A 14,870-nucleotide genomic window follows, 5' to 3' on the forward strand; every position below is an offset into this window, starting at 1 on the left:
CTGTAGGAGCGAATTCATTCGCGATCGGTGACCGCACCGAGGCGCTGGTATCGCGAATGAATTCGCTCCTACCGGCTCAGGCCGCCGTCGAGCCCGGCTGCAGCGTCGGCTGCTGGGCGTCCAGGCCGATGCGCGCGAACATCACCCGGGCGATCTCGCGTTCACCCATCACCACCAGGTCGGCGGCGTGCTCACTGAGGTATTCCACCTCGGCGTCGAAGTGCGCGCGGGCGACGATCACCAGCGCCGGGTTGGCCACCCGCGCGTGCAGGGCGATCTGCCCGGCCTCCAGGGCGTTGGGGATGGCGATCAGCAGCCAGCGCGCCTCGGCGACCTTGGCCAGCTCCAGCACGTGGTTGCTGGCGGCGTTGCCGAGCACCACGCTGAAGCCTTCCTCGCGCAGCTCCTGGGCACGCGCGCGGTTATCCTCGATGATCACCAGCGGGATGCCTTCCTCGCTGAGTCGCCGGCTGATGCGGCTGCCGACCCGGCCGTGGCCGATCAGGATGGCGTGGCCGGTCTCGTGGATCAGCGGGAGGTCGTCGTCCTCCAGCGCGCTGCCCGGCGGCGCGTCGGCCGGCACGGTGTTCTCGCGGCGATCCAGCCACGGCTGCAGGCGGTCGATCAGGCTGAAGCACAGCGGGTTGACCAGGATCGACAGGATCGCCCCGGCCAGCACCAGGTCGCGGCCGGCTTCCGGCATCAGGCCGAGGCTGACACCGAGCGCCACCAGGATGAAGGAGAACTCGCCGATCTGCGCCAGGCTGGCGGAGATGGTCAGCGCAGTGCTCAGCGGCTTGCCGAAGGCGCGCACGATGGCCAGCGCGGCGAGCGACTTGCCGAACACGATGATCAGGAAGGTGGCAAACACCGCCAGCGGCTGCTTGAGCAGGATCGACGGGTCGAACAGCATGCCCACCGCGACGAAGAACAGCACCGCGAAGGCATCGCGCACCGCCTGCGAGTCCTCGGCGGCGCGGTGGTTGTGTTCCGACTCGTTGAGCATCATCCCGGCGAAGAACGCGCCGAGGGCGAACGACACGCCGAACACCTGGGCGGCGAAGTAGGCCACGCCCATGGCGATCGCCAGCACCGCGAGGGTGAACAGCTCGCGCGAGCCGCTGCCGGCGGTGCGTTCGAGCAGCCAGGGCAGCAGCCGGCGACCGACCAGCACCATCAGGGCGATGAACAGGCTGACCTTGCCGAGGGTGGTGAGCAGCGGCATCAGCACCCCGGCCTCGGCGCCGCCCTGCGCCTCACCACCGAGCACCCCAGCCAGCGCCGGCAGCAGCACCAGGGTGACGACCATCACCAGGTCCTCGACGATCAGCCAGCCGATGGCGATCTTGCCGCGCCGGCTGTCGAGCAGCTGGCGCTCCTCGAGGGCGCGCAGCAGCACCACGGTACTCGCCACCGACAGTGCCAGGCCGAACACCAGGCCGGCGCCGAAGCTCCAGTCGAGCGCCCAGGCCAGGCCCATGCCGAGCAGGGTGGCGACGGCGATTTGCACCAGCGCGCCGGGGATGGCGATGTTCTTCACCGACATCAGGTCCTTCAGCGAGAAGTGCAGGCCGACGCCGAACATCAGCAGCATCACGCCGATCTCGGAAATCTCGTGGGACAGCTCCTTGTCGGCGACGAAGCCGGGGGTGAACGGGCCGACCAGGATGCCGGCGAGCAGGTAGCCGACCAGCGGCGACAGGCGCAGGCGGGTGGCGACGGCGCCGAGCAGGTAGGCGAGGACGAAGCCGACGGCGATGGTGGCGATCAGGGGCGTGTGATGTGGCATCGAATCTCCCGTTGTGCGATGGACGGGCCCTGCGCTTCAGCCTAGACGGGCTGCCACGACCCTAGTGGAGCGCTGGCGGCGATGAGGGCGCTGGAGGGGAGACAGCGCGGCCGCGCCCGTCGCGCGGGCAGAGCGCATCAAGGTGGCCATTCTAACGCAGCGAACGTGCCAGCTTTTTTATGCAACGCGTTGATTTTCTTACAGGATGTGAGCGGTGGTTCAGCCGTCGGCGCGGATCGTCTGGTAGCGCTGCTCGAGTTCCTGGCGCAGCGCGCGGCGCTGCTGGGCCTGACTGAACCGCCGGCGCTCGTCGGCGCTGTGCGGCTCCAGCGCCGGCACCGGGCTGGGTTTGCCGCTGGCGTCGACCGCGACCATGGTGAAGAAGCAGCTGTTGGTGTGGCGCACCGAGCGCTCCTGGATGTTCTCGGTGACCACCTTGATGCCGATCTCCATCGAGGTGGTGCCGGTGTAGTTGACCGAGGCGAGGAAGGTCACCAGCTCGCCGATGCGGATCGGCTCGCGGAACACCACCTGATCGACCGAGAGGGTCACCACGTAGCTGCCGGCGTAGCGGCTGGCGCAAGCGTAGGCAACCTCGTCGAGGTACTTGAGCAGCGTGCCGCCGTGCACGTTGCCGGAGAAGTTGGCCTTGTCCGGGGTCATCAGGACGGTCATCGACAGCTGCGCGGTTCCGGCTTCCATAGGGTGACTCCTCGGTCAGGGCTGCGGCCTACCTTAACTGTCACGACCGAATCCGGCCATGGCTTGTCGGCAGACCTGTAGGAGCGAATTCATTCGCGAAATTGGTCACTCCGCGCGGCTGGGATCGCGAATGAATTCGCTCCTACAAACAGCGCTCGACGCCGCGTAGCTCTTCGCCCCGGCGCCGGTCACGCATGACTCAGGTACCAGCGCCAGTCCTGCTCGCCGACCTCGGCCATGAACTGCCGGTACTCGCGCCATTTGATCGCCAGGAACACCTTGAGGAACTCCTCGCCCAGCGCCTCGCGGGCCCAACTCGAGCGTTCCAGCGCCTGCAGCGCAGTCAGCCAGTCGGTGGGCAGGAATTCCTTGGCCTGTTCGTAGCCGTTGCCCACGATCGCCGGACCCGGATCAATCTGCTCGCGGATGCCCTGGTGGATGCCGGCGAGCAGCGCCGCGGCCGCGAGATAGGGGTTGGCGTCGGCGCCGCAGATGCGGTGCTCGATGTGCCGGCTGTTGGCCGGGCCACCGGGCACGCGGAACGATACGGTGCGGTTGTTGACCCCCCAGCTCTTCGCCAGCGGCGCGTAGCTGTTGGCCTGGAAGCGGCGGAACGAGTTGGCGTTGGGGCAGAAGATCGCCAGCGAGTCGAGCAGGCTGGCCATCATCCCGCCGATCGAGTGGCGAAGCAGTGGCGTGCCCTGCGGGTCGTCGCTGGCGTACAGGTTGTTGCCCGCCGCGTCGGCCAGGCTGACGTGCAGGTGCAGGCCGCTGCCGGCCTGGTCGCCGAACGGCTTGGCCATGAAGCAGGCCTGCAGCCCGTGCTTGTTGGCCACGCCCTTGACCAGGCGCTTGTAGCGCACGCCTTCGTCGACCGCCTGCAGCGCGTCGAAACGGTGTTCGAGGGTCAGCTCGAGCTGCCCGGGGGCGTACTCGGAGATCGCCGTGCGCACCGGCAGACCCTGCACTGCGCACGCGGCGTAGAGGTCGTCGAGGAACGCCTGCTGCTGCTCCAGCTCGAGCACCCCATAGACCTGCGGCGCCTGCGGGCGCACGCCGTTCATCTGCAACGCCGGCTGCGGTCGTCCGTGGGCGTCGCGCTGCTTGTCGAGCAGGTAGAACTCCAGCTCGACGGCCATCACCGGGTGGTAGCCGTCGGCCTTCAGGCGGTCGATGGCGCGCACCAGCACATGGCGCGGATCGGCCGGGCTGGCCGGCAGGCCTTTCTGCGGGTGCATGCTGACCTGCAGCTGACCGGTCGGCGTGGCGCGCCACGGCTGCAGGGTCAGGCTGCCGGGCAACGGGTAGGTCCAGCAGTCGGCGTCGGCGACTTCCCAGACCAGGCCGCTGTCCTCGACGTCCTCGCCCTGGATGGTCAGCGCGAGGATCGAGCTGGGCAGCGGCCGGCCGTTCTCGTAGATGGCCAGCAGCTCGTCGCGGTGCAGCAGCTTGCCGCGCGGCACGCCGTTGGCGTCGATGAGCATCAGCTCCAGGCTGCGCACCTCGGGGTGGGCGGCGAGGAACTCGCGGGCTTCCTGAATGTCGGCGAATTGCATGGTGGTGGTCCTTGCTTTTCATTCCCCTCTCCCTCTGGGAGAGGGGCTAGGGGTGAGGGTGGATCAGGCGGCGAGGAGTGGAGCTTTCCTCACCCCAACCCTGGCTGCGCGCCCCGCTCCGCAGGGAGAGGGGGCAAGAGCAGTCCGAGTGCGCTTTACAGCCGCGCGCCGGGAATCGCCAGCAGCTCGGTGAGCGCCTCGTCGAGGGTGGCGATCAGCCGGTCGACGTCCGCGGCGCTGGTGTCCGGGCAGCACAGGGTCATGTTGTGGAACGGCGTAATGAGGATGCCGCGGTTGATCAGGTACAGGTGCAGGGCCATCTGCAGCTCGTCGTGGAACGCCGCCTCGGCCTCGGCGCCGGTCTTCGGCGGCTGCGCGCAGAACTGGAACTCGCTGCGCGCGCCCAGTTCGGTCACCGACCAGTGCAGGCCGTGCTTGCCGATCAAGCGGCGGAAGCCGTCGGCCAGGCGCTTGGCCAACGGCAGCATGTGCGCGTAGGCGGCCGGGGTCATCACCTGCTCGAGGTTGGCGCGCATCGCGTGCATGGCCAGCGCGTTGGCTGACAGGGTGGTGCCCATGCCGCTGTGGCCGTGCCCGTGGCTGCCCTCGCTGGCGCGCTGACGGGCCTGCTGCATGGCCTCGGCCATCGCCGCGCTGCAGCCGAAGATGCCGCACGGCACGCCGCCGGCGATCGGCTTGCCGACCACGAAGAAGTCCGGGTCGAGGTCCCACAGCTGGGTGCAGCCGCCGATGTCGGTGGAGATGGTGTGCGTTTCGTCGATGATCAGCAGTGCGCCGTATTTCTGGGTCAGCTCGCGGCACTGCTGCAGGAAGCCCGGCTCGGGCAGCACCATGCCGATGTTGGTCATCGCCGGCTCACAGAGCAGCGCGCAGACGTCGCCCTGGGCCAGCGCGGCTTCCAGGGCGGCGACGTCGTTGAAGGGGATCGAGCGGCTGTACTGGGTCAGGTCGTAGGCCTGGCCGACCAGTCCGGAGCGCGGCACGGTCTGGCCGTCGCGGCAGCGCACCATCACGTCGTCGACCGTGCCGTGGTAGCAGCCGTCGAACACCAGCAGGGTGCTGCGCTGGGTGATCGCCCGCGCCCAGCGCAGCACATAGCGGTTGGAGTCGGTGGCGGTGGCGGTGACCTGCCAGTAGGGCAGGCCGAAGCGCGCGGCGAGCAGCTCGCCGCAGACCACCGCGTCCTCGCCGGGCAGCATGGTGGTCAGGCCGTTGCCGGCCTGCTCGGCAATCGCCTGGGCCACCGGTGCCGGCGAATGGCCGAACATGGTGCCGGTGTCGCCGAGGCAGAAGTCGATGTACTCGTGGCCGTCGACGTCATAGAAGCGTGCGCCGCGGGCGCGTTCGACGAACAGCGGGCAGGGCGTCGACCAGTCGGCCATCCAGTGCATCGGCACGCCGCCGAACAGCGAGTGGCGGGCGCGCTCGGCGAGCGCCACGGATTGCGGATTCTGTTGCAGGAAACGCTGCCGCTCGCGGGCGGTAAAGCTTTCCACGGCCGCTGGGCTGATGCCGCTGGCTGTCATGTTGAACACCTCGTGCAGATTTCCGCACATCCTCTTTTGTGATCACAAATAAGTCAAGAGCTGCCTTGGCGCGGCAGATAGAGTAAATTTTCCCCAGCTTTGTGATCACAGATCGAGGCGGCGGCGGGGAACAGGCGACGCGACGTGCTGTTCAGGCAAGTGAAGCACGCCGCCGCGCCGCTGGCCGGTCCAGCCGCCCGCCGGCGGCTCATCGGCCCGGAGGAATTGCAAAGCGGCTGCCGGCGCGCCTGGCGGCGGTTACCCTGAAGCCCACTGACTGAACCCGGAGCACCCCATGCGCAACTGCTCGCTGACCCTCGCCCAGCTTCCCGCTCCACCGGCCAAGGGGCACTGAACCGATGGCCGACAACCTGCAGGAACAACTCTATCAACGACTGCGCGAGGCCCTGCTGGCCGGCCAGTTCCAACCCGGCGAGCGCCTGAAGATCCGCGACCTGGCCGCCGCCTGGGGCACCAGCCCGATGCCGGTGCGCGCCGCGTTGCAGCGCTTGGTCGCCGAGGGCGCGCTGGAGGGCGAGCCGCAGCGCTCGGTGCGCGTGCCGGCGATGACCGGCGAACGCTTCGAGCAACTGCTGCAGGTGCGCCTGTCGCTCGAAGGCCTGGCGGTGGAAAGCGCCACGCCGCGTCTGGCGGCGGCCGACCTGGCGATCCTCGAAGGCTGCGTCGAGCGCATGGAGCGCGCCCTCGAAGCGCGCGACGTGCAGGCCTACCTGGACGACAACAGCCGCTTCCACCTGACCCTCTACCAAGCCTGCGCCAACCCGGTGCTGCTGCGCCTGATCGAATCGCTGTGGCTGCAGGTTGGGCCGTTCTTCAACCGCCTGTTCACCGAGGCCGACCTGTCGCTGCGCCTAAACGATTTCCACGACGACACCCTGACCGCCCTGCGCGCCGGCGACGCCAAGGCCGCCCGCGCGGCGATGGAGCAGGACCTCACCTACTTCGGGCGGTATCTGCTCAATCTGCTCGGCTTGGAGGCGCGCCCCGGCTAGCCGGGCAGCGGTCTCTTGCCGCTTAGCCGAGCCGTCTAGGGCGCCTCCCGCAGGGCGCTGAACGACCGCGCGGCGGACTGTTTCAGCATATTGCCGTGTCTGCTGCGCGGCGCCGGCCCGGTGTTAACCTGCCAGAGGCCGGCGCGGCGGGCGCCGTTGCCTTTTTTTCCTGAGCGGCTCCTGGGGAGCCAAGCGAGAACCAAACCCGAGCGCGGGCCTGGATGCGCCCGTTCGCCTGTACGAGGAGTTCACCGCCATGCATGCCATCAGTTTCATCCAGGACTTGGCGGTGATCATGCTGGTTGCCGGGATGGTCACCATCCTCTTCCATCGCTTCAAGCAGCCGGTGGTGCTCGGCTACATCCTCGCCGGCTTCATCATCGGCCCGCACACCCCGCCGTTCGGCCTGATCCACGACGAGCAGACGATCAAGACCCTCGCCGAGCTGGGGGTGATCTTCCTGATGTTCTGCCTGGGCCTGGAGTTTTCGCTGCGCAAGCTGTTCAAGGTCGGTGCCACGGCATTCGTTGCCGCGTTCCTGGAGATCGGCCTGATGATCTGGGTCGGCTGGGAGATTGGCCAGTTCTTCGGCTGGAGCAACATGGATTCGCTGTTCCTCGGCGGCATTCTGGCGATCAGCTCGACGACCATCATCATCAAGGCGCTCGGCGACCTGAAGATGAAGAACGAGCGCTTCGCCCAGCTGATCTTCGGCGTGCTGATCGTCGAGGACATCCTCGGCATCGGCATCATCGCGCTGCTCTCCGGCATCGCGGTAAGCGGCACGGTGGAAACCGGCGAGGTGTTCTCCACGGTCGGCAAGCTCAGCCTGTTCATGATCGTCGCGCTGGTCGTCGGCATCCTGCTGGTGCCGCGCCTGCTTGCCTACGTGGCGCAGTTCGAGAGCAACGAGATGCTGCTGATCACCGTGCTCGGGCTGTGCTTCGGCTTCTGCCTGCTGGTGGTCAAGCTCGAGTACAGCATGGTGCTCGGCGCCTTCCTGATTGGCGCGATCATGGCCGAGTCGCGCCAGCTGGTGCAGATCGAGCGGCTGGTTGAGCCGGTGCGCGACCTGTTCAGCGCGATCTTCTTCGTCGCCATCGGCCTGCTGATCGAGCCGCAGGTGCTGGTCGAGTACGCCTGGCCGATCGCGGTGATCACCCTCGCGGTGATCGTCGGCAAGGTGATCTCCTGCAGCCTCGGCGCGTTCCTCGCCGGCAACGACGGGCGCACCTCGCTGCGCGTCGGCATGGGCCTGTCACAGATCGGCGAGTTCTCCTTCATCATCGCCGCGCTGGGCATGACCCTGCAGGTCACCAGCACCTTCCTGTATCCGGTGGCGGTCGCTGTGTCGGCGATCACCACGCTGTCCACGCCGTACCTGATCCGCGTCGCCGACCCGCTGTCGCAGCGCCTCGCCGGCTGGATACCGGAGCGCGTGGCGCGGGTGTTCGGTCTGTACGGCGACTGGTTGCGCAGCATCCAGCCGCAGGGGCAGAACGTCATGCTGGCGGCGATGATCCGTAAGATCGTCCTGCAGATCGGCATCAACCTGGCCCTGGTGGTGGCGATCTTCCTCGCCAGCGCCTGGTTCGCCGGCACCCTGGCCGCTTACCTGGCGCCCTGGGTGGCCCAGGAGAACCTGCAGAAGGGCCTGATCTGGGGCGGCGCGCTGCTGGTCTCGCTACCGTTCCTGATCGCCGCGTACCGCAAGCTCAAGGCGCTGTCGATGCTCCTCGCCGAGCTCGGCGTGCGTCCGGAGAAGGCCGGCCGGCATACCGTGCGGGTGCGCCGGGTGGTCGCCGAATTGATCCCGCTGCTGTCGCTGGCCGGCATCCTGCTGCTGCTGATGGGCCTGTCGGCGAGCATCCTGCCGACCCTCGAGCTGCTGGTGGTCATCGCCCTGCTCGCCGCCGCGGTGATCGCCCTGCTGTGGCGCTGGTTCATCCGCGTGCACACGCGCATGCAGGTGGCGCTGATGGAAACCCTCGAGCACGGCCAGGAGCCCAACGGCCATTGAGCCGCGGCGCCGCCATGCGCCGGCGGGATGGCGCGCATCGCGAATGAATTCGCGCCTACCAAGCTGCGGCGAACTCAGCTTTCCAGCCACACGTCGCGGCACCAGTGCCACACCGAGTCCCACACCTCGTCGGTCAGCTCGCCCTCGTCGCCATCCCACAGCAGCACCTGGCCTTCGACGTCGACCACGTAGTAGTTGCGCCCGTCCTGGCAGAGCGGCACCAGGTCGCGCGGCACGCCGAGGTCCCAGGCCACCGAGGTGACTTCCGGCAGGTAGGTGTGCGATTGCGGGTCGGCGGCGGTGACCGGCTCGAGGCGGCCGTACACCACGTCGCTGACCTTGAGGAGGAATTCGCGCAGCTCGAAGGGCAGGTGGATGAGGATCTGCTCCTGGATTTCCACCAGGGTCTCCTCGTCCGGCAGCTCCAGCGGCACCGGCACCGGTTCGTTGAGTTCACGCAGTTGTTCGATGACTTCTTCCATGGCGATGGGACCTTGAGCGATGGGATGCGCTTTATACAGTAGCGCGCGGGACGGGGAAATTTTCCGCGCCGGCGACTTAGCGCCGAAGCTGCTGTCGGCGGCCCTGGCTAGCACCAAGCGTTGCAGCCGCCCGGCGGGGTGCTGGCTAAAATTTGAGCAGGCAAGCAGCGGTTCCTCTGGAGGTGCAACATGCGCATGGCAACGACGGTGCAGCGCAGCCTGGCAAGCGCGAAGTGCGAATTCGACGTGGTGGTCCACCCCCATTCGATGACCAGCCTGGAGTCGGCGCGAGTGGCGGCGGTGCCGGCCGAGCGGATGGCCAAGTCGGTGATCCTCGACGATCGCCACGGGCATTTCCTGATGGCCGTGGTGCCGGCCAGCCAGCATCTGGACATGAGCCGGGTGCGGCACAGCGGGGCGGACTGGCAGTTGAGCAGCGAGGCGGCGGTGGCCAGCCTGTTCCACGACTGCGAGGTCGGCGCGGTGCCCGCGCTCGGCGAGCCGTACGGCATGAAGATGCTGGTCGACCCGCAGCTGACCCGCCAGCAGGACATCTACCTGGAGGCCGGCGACCACGAGCACCTGCTGCACCTGCGCATGGACGACTACCTCAAGCTGGTGCCGCATGCCGAGGTGCGCGAGCTGTGCCACTGAGCGGGCAAAAAAGAACCCGGGCAAGCCCGGGTTCCTTTTAACGCTGTGCGGCTCAGCCGTTCTGGCGGATACCGGCGACCAGCCACGGCTGGTTGTCGCCGTTGACCCGCTCCATGCGCCAGCTTTCGCTGAACGCTTCGCCCTGGTCGAAGCGCGAGGTCTTCGCCACGCCGTTGAAGGTCAGGGTGGCGACGGTCTTGTCGGCCAGCTCGTCGATCCCGTCCAGCTGCACCTGCAGGTCGTCGATGTAGGTCGACTGGAAGCCGTCGCCGAGGTCAGCGCGTTCCTGCTTGAGGAAGCTGAGCATCGACGGGGTGACGAATTCGGCGATCTTGTCCATCTCCGCGGCGTCCCAGTGCTGCTGCAGGGCGAGGAAGTGGCTGCGCCCGGCCTCGATGAAGCGTTGCTCGTCGAACCAGGCCGGCGCGTTGAGGGTCACCGGTGCGGCGCTCGGCGCGGCGCCACCGAAGATGTTCGGCTGCTGCTGCGGCATCTCGCGCTGCTGGAACGGATGACCACCGGCTGCCGCCGGGCGGCCCTGCTGCTGAGCGGCGGCCTTGCGCGCGGCGATGAAGCGGAAGATCACGAAGGCGATCAGCGCGAGGATCAGGAAGTCGAAGAACTGGAAGCCCTGGAAGCCGTCGCCCATGAACATCGAGGCGAGCAGGCCACCGGCGGCGATGCCGGCCAGCGGGCCGAGCCAGCGCGAGGCACCGCTCGCCGCGGCGGCGGGTTTGCCGGCGGCTGCAGGGGCGGCGGCCGGGGTTTGCGGCTGCGCCTGGCGGGTCTGGTGGGTGGGCGCTGCGCCGAACGACTTGCCGCCGCCCATGCGTTTGGCGGCGTTGGCGTCGAGAGCCAGCGTCATGCTGACGCACAGGGCCAGGGCGATGCTGAGGAAACGTTGCATGGTGGGATGTCCCGTTGTTATGGATTGCACGCGCGTCATGCTGCCGCCTCCAGGCGGGCTTGGCCAGCCGCAGAGTGTTTCGGGATTTATGCCGCGAGTCTGTATCCGGGCAACTGTACCTGGCCGCCCGTGCCTAGCCGGCCGCACCGATCTGCGTTACACCTGTGCCACGCCTGCCGAGAGGAGCCGCGCCGTGTACATTCCTTCCGCCTTTGCCCAGACCGATCTGCCAAGCCTGCACGCGCTGATCGAGGCGACGCCGTTGGCGACCCTGGTCAGCCACGATGTGCAGGGCCTGCAGGCCAGCCATCTACCCCTGCTGCTGGTGCGCGAGGAAGGCGAGTTCGGCACCCTGTACGGCCACTTCGCCCGCGCCAACCCGCAATGGCGCAGCCTGGCGGGGCAGGAGGCGCTGCTGCTGTTCCAGGGCGCCGAGGCCTACGTCAGCCCGAGCTTCTATCCGAGCAAGGCGCAGCACGGCAAGGTGGTGCCGACCTGGAACTACCAGGCGGTGCACGCCTACGGCACGGTGGAGACCTTCGACGACCGCGAGCGCCTGCTGGCGCTGGTCAGCCGCCTCAGCGCGCACCACGAGCAGAGTCGCGCGCAACCCTGGGCGGTGAGCGACGCGCCGGCTGACTATATCGACAGCATGCTGCGCGCGATCATCGGCTTCGCCGTGCCGATCCGTCGCCTCGAGGGCAGCTGGAAACTCAGCCAGAACAAGAGCGCCGCCGACCACACCGGGGTGCGCGCCGGCCTGGCCGCCTCGCCGCGCGAATGCGAGCGGCGCCTGGCGCAGCAGATGGATGACGCCTGATCAGCGCCAGGCCAGCAGCGCCACACCGGCGCCGACCAGGCCGATGCCGCACCACTGGCGCAGCTCCAGGCGCTCACCGAGCAGGCTCACGCCGAGCAGCGCGACCAGCACCACGCTGAGCTTGTCGACCGGCGCCACCAGCGAGGCCGGGCCGAGCTTCAGGGCGCGGAAGTAGCACAGCCAGGAGGCGCCGGTGGCCAGCCCGGAGAGCAGCAGGAACAGGTAGCTCTTCGCCGAGATGCTCGCCAGCGCCTGGTACTGCCCGGTCAGCCGCAGCAGCAGGGCCAGGCTGAGCAGCACCACGGCGGTGCGCAGCAGGGTGGCGAAGTCGGGATTCACCTCGGCGACGCCGACCTTGGCGCAGATCGCCGTCAGCGCGGCGAACAGCGCCGAGAGCAGCGCCCAGAAGGTCCACGAATTCAGCAGGTCGGTGCTCATCGGCCGTTCCCTCAGCGTCGGCATCCTCAGTGGCGCAACAGCTGGCGCAGCGGCGCGCGCTGCAGCTGGCGGTGCAGATGGGCGCGCAGCAGCGCCGGCGGCTCGTGCGGGTGGCGCAGCCAGTGCACGAAGCTGCGCAGGTACACGGCGGTGAGCAGGCTTTCCTCGACCACCCGCGCCAGGTGATGGTTGTCGCGCCGCGCCGCCTCGCGCCACCACTGCACAGTGCGGCTGATGCGCAGCAGGCCAAGCACCTGCAGGTGCAGGTGGGCGGGCTCGAACTTGTACAGCAGCATCTGCGCGGTCACCGCCGGGTACTCCTCCAAGGCGGCGAGCCAGGCCAGCAGCAGCTCTTCCAGACGCTGCCCGGGGTCCTGTTCGAGCAAGGCCGGCTCGGCGGCGTGGCGCAGCAGAGCCTGATCGGCGCGGTCGAACCAGGCTTCCACCAGGTCGTCCTTCTGCGGGTAATGCGCGGCGATGGCGTCCAGGCCGACCCCCAGTTCGGCGGCCACCGCGTGCAGCTGCAGGCGTTCCCAGCCGCACTGCGCGGCCAGGTTGAGGGCGGTGTCGAGGATTTGCGCGGCGCTGGGGGATTCGGACATGGCCCACCTCCGCCCCTCAGTATGGCGGCGCTGGGCGGGTGGGACGGGACAGGCGACCGATGGCCGCCGGTGACTTACAGCGCTTCGAGCTTGGCGTAGGCGAGCATCAGCCACTTGCTGCCTTCGTTCTCGAACTTCACCTGCACCCGCGCGTGGGCGCCGGAGCCTTCGAAGTTGAGGATCACCCCTTCGCCGAACAGCGCATGGCGCACCGCCTGGCCGAGGTTGAAGCCGGTGTCCGGTACTTCGGCGTTGGCGAACAGGCTGGCGTTGCGGCTGGTGTTGCCCAGCGCGGTCGGCCGGCTGACGCTGCCGGACAGGCGCACCTCCTGCATCAGCGCCGGGGGGATTTCGCGGACGAAGCGCGACACCTTGTTGTAGGTCTCGCTGCCGTACAGCCGGCGGGTTTCCGCGTAGCTGATCACCAGGTGCTGCATGGCGCGGGTCACGCCGACGTAGGCCAGGCGGCGTTCCTCTTCCAGGCGGCCGGGTTCTTCCAGGCTCATCTTGTGCGGAAACAGCCCCTCTTCCAGGCCGACCAGGAACACCATGGGGAATTCCAGGCCCTTGGCGCTGTGCAGGGTCATCATCTGGATGCAGTCTTCCTCGGGGCCGGCCTGGGTGTCGCCGGCCTCCAGCGAGGCGTGGCCGAGGAAGGCCTGCAGCGGAGTCAGGTCTTCCTCGCTCTCCTCGTGCTCGAAGGCGCGCGCGGCGCTGACCAGTTCCTCGAGGTTTTCCACCCGCGCCTGGCCTTTCTCGCCTTTCTCTTCCTTGTGGTAGGTGATCAGCCCGGTCTGCTCGATGACCATCTGCGTCATCAGGTGCAGCGACAGGCTTTCCACCTTGAGCGCCAGCTCGTCAACCAGCTGCACGAAGGCATTCAGCGCGCTGGCCGCGCGGCCGTTGACCAGCTTGTTGCCGACCGCCTGGTGCAGCGCGCTCCACAGCGACAGGTTGTGCTCGCGGGCCAGCTCGCGCAGGGTCTCGACGGTCTTCTCGCCGATGCCGCGCGGCGGCAGGTTGATGATCCGCTCCAGCGCCGCGTCGTTGTCGCGGCCGTCGAGCAGGCGCAGGTAGGCCACCGCATTCTTGATCTCGGCACGCTCGAAGAAGCGCTGGCCGCCGTAGATGCGGTAGGGAATCTTCTCGCGCAGCAGGGCTTCTTCGAGCACCCGCGACTGGGCGTTGGAGCGGTACAGGATGGCGATTTCGCGGCGCGCCAGGCCCTTGCGCAGCGCGCTCTCGATGCTCTCGACCACGTAGCGCGCTTCGTCGTGCTCGTTGAACGCGGCGTACAGGGCGATCGGCTCGCCGTCGCCGTCCTCGGTCCACAGCTCCTTGCCCAGGCGCCCCTGGTTGTTGGCGATCAGCGCGTTGGCGGCCTTGAGGATGCCGGCGGTGGAGCGGTAATTCTGCTCCAGGCGGATCAGCTCGCAGTCGGGGAAGTCGCTGGAGAACTGCTGGATGTTCTCGATCTTGGCGCCGCGCCAGCCGTAGATCGACTGGTCGTCATCGCCGACCACCATCAGGCTGTCGCCGCCCTTGGCCAGGTGCTGCAGCCAGGCGTACTGCACGGCGTTGGTGTCCTGGAACTCGTCGACCAGGATGTGCCGGAAGCGCCGCCGGTAGTGCTCGAGCAGGCTCGGGTGGTCGCGCCACAGGTCGAGCGCGCGCAGCAGCAGCTCGGAGAAGTCGATCACCCCGGTGCGCGCGCAGGCCGCTTCGTAGGCCTCGTAGATGCTGCGCATGGTGGCAAGGAACAGGTCGCCGCTGGCCTGGATGTGCTGCGGACGCAGGCCCTCGTCCTTCTGCCCGTTGATGAACCACTGCGCCTGGCGCGCCGGCCAGCGCTGCTCGTCGAGGCCGAGGTCGCGGATCACCCGCTTGACCAGGCGCTGCTGATCGTCGGAATCGAGGATCTGGAAGTTCTGGCTGAGCCCGGCTTCCTGCCAGTGCGCGCGCAGCAGGCGGTGGGCCAGGCCGTGGAAGGTGCCGACCCACATGCCGGCCGGGTTCTGACCGAGCAACTGCTCGATGCGATGGCGCATCTCGGCGGCGGCCTTGTTGGTGAAGGTCACCGCCAGCAGGCTGTGCGGCGAGGCCTTCTCGATCTGGATCAGGAAGGCGATGCGGTGCACCAGCACGCGGGTCTTGCCCGAGCCGGCGCCGGCCAGCACCAGCTGGCGGCCCAGCGGTGCGGCGACGGCGCGGCATTGGGCATCATTGAGGGAAGCGAGGAGCAGTTCGGGATCGTTCAGCATCGCGGCATTCTAGGGGGTGGGGCGGGGCGGGGCAAACCGCGCCGGCCAGCGGTGGCAGACGCTTCGCTCAACTAAAGAT

Annotated in this window: 13 protein-coding genes; 4 read left to right on the forward strand and 9 right to left on the reverse strand. The window is 68.3% G+C overall.

Annotation, left to right across the window (positions count from 1 at the left end):
• Positions 1 to 76 precede the first annotated feature (76 nt).
• The 4 genes from ybaL to JQX08_RS21955 all read right to left on the reverse strand — a co-directional run bounded on the left by ybaL (position 77) and on the right by JQX08_RS21955 (position 5,594).
• Positions 77 to 1,789, reverse strand: a complete 1,713-nt coding sequence (ybaL, locus tag JQX08_RS21940; protein ID WP_205350592.1) for a YbaL family putative K(+) efflux transporter — start codon at positions 1,787 to 1,789, stop codon at positions 77 to 79.
• A gap of 219 nt (positions 1,790 to 2,008) precedes the next feature.
• A complete protein-coding gene (locus JQX08_RS21945) occupies positions 2,009 to 2,491 on the reverse strand; it encodes an acyl-CoA thioesterase (RefSeq protein ID WP_205350593.1) in 483 nt (160 codons plus the stop codon).
• A gap of 188 nt (positions 2,492 to 2,679) precedes the next feature.
• A complete protein-coding gene (locus JQX08_RS21950) occupies positions 2,680 to 4,047 on the reverse strand; it encodes a glutamine synthetase family protein (protein WP_205350594.1) in 1,368 nt (455 codons plus the stop codon).
• Between the two features lie 155 nt (positions 4,048 to 4,202).
• On the reverse strand, positions 4,203 to 5,594 hold the full coding sequence (locus JQX08_RS21955) for an aspartate aminotransferase family protein (RefSeq protein WP_205350595.1): 1,392 nt from the start codon (positions 5,592 to 5,594) through the stop codon (positions 4,203 to 4,205).
• Positions 5,595 to 5,953: 359 nt separating this feature from the next.
• Between JQX08_RS21955 and JQX08_RS21960 the strand changes: the two genes are divergently transcribed.
• The gene (locus JQX08_RS21960) at positions 5,954 to 6,607 is read left to right on the forward strand and encodes a GntR family transcriptional regulator (RefSeq protein WP_205350596.1); all 654 of its coding nucleotides are present in this window, start codon (positions 5,954 to 5,956) and stop codon (positions 6,605 to 6,607) included.
• 256 nt (positions 6,608 to 6,863) lie between these two features.
• Positions 6,864 to 8,627, forward strand: a complete 1,764-nt coding sequence (locus JQX08_RS21965) for a cation:proton antiporter (protein ID WP_205350597.1) — start codon at positions 6,864 to 6,866, stop codon at positions 8,625 to 8,627.
• 74 nt (positions 8,628 to 8,701) lie between these two features.
• Here the strand turns inward: JQX08_RS21965 and JQX08_RS21970 are convergent, their stop codons facing one another.
• Complete coding sequence (locus tag JQX08_RS21970; protein ID WP_205350598.1) at positions 8,702 to 9,109, reverse strand: SMI1/KNR4 family protein; 408 nt, start codon at positions 9,107 to 9,109, stop codon at positions 8,702 to 8,704.
• 189 nt (positions 9,110 to 9,298) lie between these two features.
• On the opposite strand from JQX08_RS21970, the gene JQX08_RS21975 reads away from it, so the two are divergent.
• Complete coding sequence (locus JQX08_RS21975; RefSeq protein ID WP_205350599.1) at positions 9,299 to 9,763, forward strand: aminoacyl-tRNA deacylase; 465 nt, start codon at positions 9,299 to 9,301, stop codon at positions 9,761 to 9,763.
• A 52-nt stretch (positions 9,764 to 9,815) separates the two neighbouring features.
• Here JQX08_RS21975 and JQX08_RS21980 read toward each other — a convergent pair whose 3' ends face one another.
• Positions 9,816 to 10,670: a Tim44 domain-containing protein gene (locus tag JQX08_RS21980; protein ID WP_205350600.1), complete on the reverse strand. Its 855-nt coding sequence runs from the start codon at positions 10,668 to 10,670 to the stop codon at positions 9,816 to 9,818.
• A 193-nt stretch (positions 10,671 to 10,863) separates the two neighbouring features.
• Between JQX08_RS21980 and JQX08_RS21985 the strand changes: the two genes are divergently transcribed.
• A complete protein-coding gene (locus JQX08_RS21985; protein WP_205350601.1) occupies positions 10,864 to 11,490 on the forward strand; it encodes an FMN-binding negative transcriptional regulator in 627 nt (208 codons plus the stop codon).
• Here JQX08_RS21985 and JQX08_RS21990 read toward each other — a convergent pair whose 3' ends face one another.
• The 3 genes from JQX08_RS21990 to uvrD all read right to left on the reverse strand — a co-directional run bounded on the left by JQX08_RS21990 (position 11,491) and on the right by uvrD (position 14,791).
• Entirely contained in the window at positions 11,491 to 11,928 is a 438-nt protein-coding gene (locus JQX08_RS21990) for an EamA family transporter (RefSeq protein ID WP_205350602.1), read from the reverse strand. It abuts the gene before it with no gap.
• 26 nt (positions 11,929 to 11,954) lie between these two features.
• Positions 11,955 to 12,530: a TetR/AcrR family transcriptional regulator gene (locus tag JQX08_RS21995; RefSeq protein WP_205350603.1), complete on the reverse strand. Its 576-nt coding sequence runs from the start codon at positions 12,528 to 12,530 to the stop codon at positions 11,955 to 11,957.
• A gap of 74 nt (positions 12,531 to 12,604) precedes the next feature.
• Positions 12,605 to 14,791: a DNA helicase II gene (uvrD, locus tag JQX08_RS22000; RefSeq protein WP_205350604.1), complete on the reverse strand. Its 2,187-nt coding sequence runs from the start codon at positions 14,789 to 14,791 to the stop codon at positions 12,605 to 12,607.
• Positions 14,792 to 14,870: the final 79 nt, after the last annotated feature.

Source organism: Zestomonas insulae, assembly GCF_016901015.1.
GTDB classification, from domain to species: domain Bacteria; phylum Pseudomonadota; class Gammaproteobacteria; order Pseudomonadales; family Pseudomonadaceae; genus Aquipseudomonas; species Aquipseudomonas insulae.